Source organism: uncultured Gimesia sp. (assembly GCF_963972345.1).
Lineage (GTDB): Bacteria > Planctomycetota > Planctomycetia > Planctomycetales > Planctomycetaceae > Gimesia.
The window spans coordinates 1-6,325 of sequence record NZ_CAXAVM010000290.1; the positions used below are offsets into that span (position 1 = coordinate 1).

A 6,325-nucleotide genomic window follows, 5' to 3' on the forward strand; every position below is an offset into this window, starting at 1 on the left:
AGAAGGGCACGGCATCGCCAAATGGATTAATCAACATGGGATTACCGGCATCGTGCTGGAATACCGCATGCCCCACGGCCGCTCGTATGTGCCGCTGCTGGATGCACAACGGGCGATTCGTTTGGTACGGGCGAATGCAAAACGCTGGGACATCGATCCGGATCGGGTCGGCATCATGGGCTTTTCCGCCGGCGGACACCTGGCTTCAACAGCGGCGACGCATTTTGACAAGGGGGATCCCCAGGCCAAAGAAGCGATCGACCGCGAAAGCAGTCGCCCCGATTTTGCCATCCTGGTGTACCCGGTCGTCACGATGGGTGACAGTACGCATGGGGGCTCGCGAAAAAATCTGCTGGGTAACAATCCCACGCCGGAACTGGTGGAACTGTTCTCCAATGAAAAACAGGTGACGGCACAGACACCACCCATCTTCCTGGCGCATGCGGTCGACGACAAACCGGTGCCCATCAAAAACAGCCAGGATCTGTACGCAGCATTGCAGGCAAAGAAGATTCCTTCCCAACTGCTGGAACTCCCTTCCGGCGGACACGGTCTGAACGGCTACAAAGGCCCGATGTGGGATGCCTGGCAGAAGCAGTCACTGGAATGGCTGGCGAAACTGAAAATCATTCCCGAACAGGATGCGAAAGATTGAAGAATGATTCTGATTGAACAGGAGATCTGATGCGTCGCAAGCAGAAGCAACCGAAAGTACAGCAGACGGTTTCGATTCCGGAGGATTTCCAGGAATTCATGCAGCATGTGCACGAGTTGATTGAAACCGAAGATGAGTTAGCCCTGATGGAATCGGATGATCTGCTGCAATGTGAAAGCGCTTATGGCGGTTTAATGGATGAGGGCTCTCGGGAATATGGTTTTACCTATTTTCCCGAAACGAAGGCTGTATCGAACAGGCGCCCCAAATGGGAACTCGAACTGGATGCGGTTGACATCGCGAATATTTGTGAGGGCTCGAAGACAACATTCCAAGTCTGGGGCTGTCAGAGTCCCGACTGTGAGTGCCTGTTTTCAAATCCGGAAGAGACATGTTTTTATTGTGACTATGTTGATGAAGTCACTTAACCTGAAAGTAGTAGAAATCACGAAGTTTGTCTGACTGCTTTCTCAGGCACTTCGAAAGGGTAAGAACATGACCAACCCGTCGCCTGCCCATAGTGTTCAGGAATTCAAACTCGTTGCAATAATATGTATCGGGATCAAGGTTCTCTCAATTGTTTTTTATGCTGCCTTTTTTGCCTGGTATTATTTCGCGAAAGCCGGTGATCCAGATGTGCTGGCGGTCGGTATCTGCGGAACAGCATTGTTCAGCCACCGGACAACCAGATTTCTCGTTAACTACGGCGAAACTCTTCTGGAATGCCGGGATCGTAAATTGATCGTTCCGTTCATCATTGTGCAGGTGCTGACGTTTGCTGCTTATTTCACTCTGCTCCTGATGTTTTTTTTCTCGCCCGCCCCCTATTATTTTCTGCTGGTGGCCTGGGGAATCGGAACTGCTGTTTCTGAATTCCTCGCGAATCGTTTCCTGGATCAACGGCTTGCGCGTCAACTGGGACTGACGATGGATCAGAAAACGGAAGCAATGAAGATCGGCGTGAATGTGCTGGCGTGGATGAGCTATCTGTTGTTGTTCTACTATTTTGCTAGTTCAAAATATGTCCAGTTTCCGACGACGATGGCCTGTATCCTGGGTGTGGCATTGTTTCATTTCTTCGCCATTAAGCCGCTCGTAAATAAAAAAACGCTGCTGCTTAATCGCCAGGATCAGAACGAAGATCAGGATGCAAGCTGATAATTTATGACTCTCTGTTTTCTCATTCGCTAATAAATTAGCTTTTCGTATTGACACGCCAGGGTGAAACGCTAATAATTTAGCGTATTGGTTTTGTCGTCAATTCAAGGAATCGGAAATGTCACAGCACATCGAACTCAGCAGGCGGGAACGCCAGATTATGGATTCGATTTATTCGCGGGGGGAAGCGACCGTGCTGGAGATCCAGGGGGATCTGCCCAATCCGCCGACTCCCACTGCGATTCGCACCATGCTTCGTATTCTGATGGAAAAGGCCATCGTGCGCAGGCATAAGCGGGGACGCGAGTTTGTGTATGCACCCACGTCTGCCCGACGACCTGAAGGAACCAAAGCGTTGAGGCATGTGATTCAGACGTTTTTTGATGGTTCGTTCAAGCAGGCTTTGGCGGCGCAATTGACCAGTGGCGATGAAAGGCTGACCGACGACGAATTGCGTGAGATGGTCAAACTAATCAAGGCAGCGCGCGAAAAGGGGAATTAAGCGATGGAAAGCACGTGGAAACTCATTGCGTTGGTCGGGCAGCCCGATTTCCTGCTGGACCTGGTGATCAAGTCGACGGTCATTCTGGTGGCCGCCTGCCTGGTGTCGCGCCTGCTGCGACAAGCCAGTGCGTCCGTTCGGCATTCGGTCTGGGCAGTCGCGTTGCTGGCGGTGCTGGCGTTACCAGTTTTCAACGTGTGGATGCCCAAATGGACGCTGGAAACAGTTTCTCTGAATCAGGCGAATGCTTCCAGCCAGGTTCAGACGCCGTCGGCAGCAGTGCCTGTGAATCAAACCAGGTCATCTGTTCCAGCAGACGTTTCTGTCAGCCAGTCGCAGGAATCGCCTGTTGCAGAATTGAAATCTCAGTCGATGGTTCAAAACAACAGCTCCCAGGCGGCTTCGTCTTTGCTTTCGCTGACATTGCCGTGGTTGAGCGTATGCTGGCTGACAGGCGGGGTGCTGATGTTGCTGCGGCTGGCACTGATGCCGGTTCGACTCTGGCTGGTCCGTCGGCAGTGTGAAGTCATCTCGGAAGGTCGCCTGTTTGAAATGCTGCAGACCTGTCGCGAATTGCTGGAGTATTCGCAGCCAGTCGCATTGCTAGTGAAAGAGGAGTGGACGTTGCCGATGACGTGGGGCTGGCGGCGTGCCTCGATCCTGCTGCCACGCGAAGCAGAGCAGTGGTCGGAGCAGGAACTCCGTTGTGCGCTGCTGCATGAAATGGCGCATGTCGCGCGGCGTGATTGCCTGCTGCAACTGTTTGTGCAACTGACGTGCGCGATCTACTGGTTTCACCCACTCGTCTGGTTGGTTGCCCGCGGAGTGCATCTTGAACGGGAACGTGCCTGCGATGACATGGTCTTACAGCAGGGAACACGGGCTTCCGACTACGCCGACCAGTTGCTGCAGGTAGTCTCGCGTTGTCAGTCAGGCAGCAGGCTCAAGTATCTGGCCGTTTCGATGGCCTCACGCAATGGTTTTACGGAGCGACTGCAGGCGATTCTCCAGGAGACCCGGGATCGTCGATCGGCTGGTGTTCGCACGCAGGTGACTCTCGCGATGATGTTTTTTGGATTGACGGGCCTGCTGGGTATCTTCCCGGTCGCTTTTAGCGGGATCGTTCATGCACGGCAGCCCGAAACAAATCAGGGGGGTGAACAGCAATCGAGGCCAGAATCGCTCAGGCAATCATCACAGGCTCAACCTCCAGAGAAACTGGAAGAACGATCCGTACCCGTAAAGCCAGCTCCTGATTTGCCGTCGAATGCACAGCGTCCGCAACAGCATCAGCGACAGTCCCGACAGGAATCGCTTCCCGTCGCTCCGGCTCAAAAACCTTTCAAAAATGGCAGTCGTCCTGATCAGGTTCAGAATTTAAATCGACCGGCGGTACGCTCATTGAACATTGTGTTTGCCCATGATCCGGGGATTGGAAATTATGATGGCATCGTGGGGCGTCCGGGCGATGTGTGGAATTCCGTCGACATCGGCACCACGGCGGTTGACTATATGCGGTATAGCGATGCCAGCCCGAGCACCGCCCGGCTGCGCGTGAGCCGTCACGATGGTGAATGGGGCATCAAGGGGCAGAGCGGAATCTTCCAGGGCTATATTTATCACAACTGTCGTTGTGTGGATCTGGAAACCAAAGTGCTGGATCTGCCAGCGGGCAAATACAAAATATACGTGTTCGCGCACGGCGATGCACCGGATCAGAGTGCGGAGATCGAACTGAAAGTCGGCAAGCGGGTGGTGGGCAGAAAAGCGACCGCCAATGATGGGACCTGGGACTATCGCACAGAACCGTACCGCGAAGGTCTGCAGTATGTCAGCTTCAACTTCAACAAGCGGGCAGGCGAAGAAGTGACGCTCATCAGCCATCGCGGCCCCAGCGGGTATTCGATGTTCAATGCCATTCAGATCGTTCCACTGACGAAAGCGGTGGGCCAGCCGCAATACCTTCCTTCCCTGTCAGAGATGCGGTAGAACTGAGCCGACAGGACAACTTGTCTGAGCTCGATCTTGAGTACCAGGACTGCGATCACTCACTGTCCGCGCTGACTTCCCATGAGCCACGCTGATCGGAAATCAACCACATGCCGTCCAGTTTTCAGTTTTTCTGCACATGACACTCGTTGAGGCTGATGCAGTATTGTGCATCAGCGCCCGTTCTTAAGGGCTCTGGTAAGGGGATCTGTCCCGAAACGGAGCCTGCTTGGCATAGCATATGCTCTTTCCCTGATCTGCCGAGACTTTCAAACCAGCAACTCCAGCGGGTGTGAACAGGTCCGTCGGCTCTGACACCGTCCGGGTTCCCCTTCTGTACGGCGCAGGTCGAGGAAACATATCAGATGTACCGTCAAGGAAAAGGACAGAATGATGCAACGCACGCAGTTCAGCAGATTATTTATGCTCAGTGTAATGATCGGCATACTATGCACGTCTTTTGCACCCGCATTGAAGTCACAGGAGCAGGAGAAAGCACAGGACAAACCCAAACTGCCCGATCAGACTTATATGCCTGTGGTCATAGACAAACCTTTTGAAGAGGTCATGCAGGCGGATGTAGAGAAAAAACCGAAGTTGATGCAGCGTCAGGAAAATCTGTTTCAGAACCGCTATGACATGAGCGATCAACCCTCGGAAACCATGATGTCGGGCGGCCGCAAAGCGGTGCAGGAGGGAGTACGTGTGAAGCTGCCCGAAGGCGTGACCTGGGAACAACTCTCGGCGGCGACTCCCGAACGCATTAAAGAGACCAATACGTTTCCGTATGGCTTCCGTCCGTTGCCGCATGCCAATCATCCGGTCGGGGGGCAGGTCTTTCCCAAGAATCAGATTGATGCGATACAGAAACTGGAAAACCGCGATCTGTCCCGTTTTGATATCGATTTCGATCTGCCCGATCATTTGACACCCGAATTTCCTCCGCCGATCTTTCTTTCCAATCGTCCCGACCTGGGTGATATTTCACAGGGACAGGTGCTGTCGATCAAGAATTATTACAAATTGCTGAAAGGGAAAGTGACTCCCGTGCAGATGGAAGGCATGCGTCTGCTGCTGACTCCTTTCCCGCAACAGCAGTTCAACCAGACAGAAGATCGTAAAGTGAAAGAGGCGAGCCTGGGTGTGACCTGCCTGGACTGTCATGTGAACGGTCACACGAATGCGGCCTTTCATTTAACCCCGGATGTGCGACCGCAGGAGGCACGTTTTCGGATTGATACCGTCAGTCTGCGGGGCATGTTCAATCAACAGATTCACGGTTCAAAGCGTTCGTTGCGAAGCGTCGAAGATTTCAGTGAGTTCGAACAACGGACCGCCTATTTCGACGGCGACCATGTGATTGCCGCCAAGAAAGGCGTGCATCTTCCCGATCGCAGCGATGCCGTCTCGATGATGGCGCAGATGCAGAATATGCTGGATTTCCCCCCGACTCCCAAACTGGATGTCTTCGGGAAACTGATACCGGAAAAAGCAACGGAACTGGAACTGCAGGGGCAGGAAGTTTTCTTCGGCAAAGGTCGTTGTGCCGAATGTCATCCGGCTCCGTTTTATCTGGATAACAAAATGCATGATCTGCACCTGGAGCGGTTCTACAAGCCGGAAATGATCAGCGATCAGTACAATATGGTGGATGGACCGATTAAAACTTTCACACTGCGTGGGATTAAAGATTCTCCCCCGTATCATCACGATGGTCGTCTGATGACGCTGGCGGATACGGTGGAGTTCTTTAACCTCGTACTGCAGACCGATCTGACGGAGCAGGAAAAGCAGGCCCTGGTCGCCTTTATGAAATGCTTATAACGGAGTAGGCCGGAACGGATCTGAACATATTCGTTCCGCTGGCTGGGGCCTTCTGTTCAGACCCGGAAAACAGGCACTACGATCTGCTTTCCGGGTTCTTTAAATAAAAGGTTTCAATAAAAGGGGTCAGGAACCTTAATGGTAAGGTTCCTGACCTGCTCTGTAGAAAAGGTCTTGTCAGTTACAAGATCATGATG

At 52.9% G+C, this 6,325-nt stretch carries 6 protein-coding genes; all 6 read left to right on the forward strand.

Annotated features, from left to right (window positions below; all coding sequences use genetic code 11):
• Positions 1–655: alpha/beta hydrolase (locus tag AACZ40_RS27670; RefSeq protein WP_339676798.1), on the forward strand; the 655-nt coding region annotated here is incomplete at its 5' end.
• 29 nt (positions 656–684) lie between these two features.
• A complete protein-coding gene (locus AACZ40_RS27675) occupies positions 685–1,083 on the forward strand; it encodes a hypothetical protein (RefSeq protein ID WP_291171085.1) in 399 nt (132 codons plus the stop codon).
• A gap of 67 nt (positions 1,084–1,150) precedes the next feature.
• Positions 1,151–1,813 (forward strand): hypothetical protein, encoded by a 663-nt coding sequence (locus tag AACZ40_RS27680; RefSeq protein WP_291171087.1) that lies wholly within the window; start codon positions 1,151–1,153, stop codon positions 1,811–1,813.
• A 118-nt stretch (positions 1,814–1,931) separates the two neighbouring features.
• Positions 1,932–2,315, forward strand: a complete 384-nt coding sequence (locus AACZ40_RS27685; protein ID WP_291171089.1) for a BlaI/MecI/CopY family transcriptional regulator — start codon at positions 1,932–1,934, stop codon at positions 2,313–2,315.
• Positions 2,316–2,318: 3 nt separating this feature from the next.
• A complete protein-coding gene (locus AACZ40_RS27690; protein ID WP_291171090.1) occupies positions 2,319–4,304 on the forward strand; it encodes a M56 family metallopeptidase in 1,986 nt (661 codons plus the stop codon).
• A gap of 390 nt (positions 4,305–4,694) precedes the next feature.
• Positions 4,695–6,128: a cytochrome B6 gene (locus AACZ40_RS27695; RefSeq protein ID WP_291171092.1), complete on the forward strand. Its 1,434-nt coding sequence runs from the start codon at positions 4,695–4,697 to the stop codon at positions 6,126–6,128.
• The last annotated feature ends 197 nt before the right edge of the window (positions 6,129–6,325 follow it).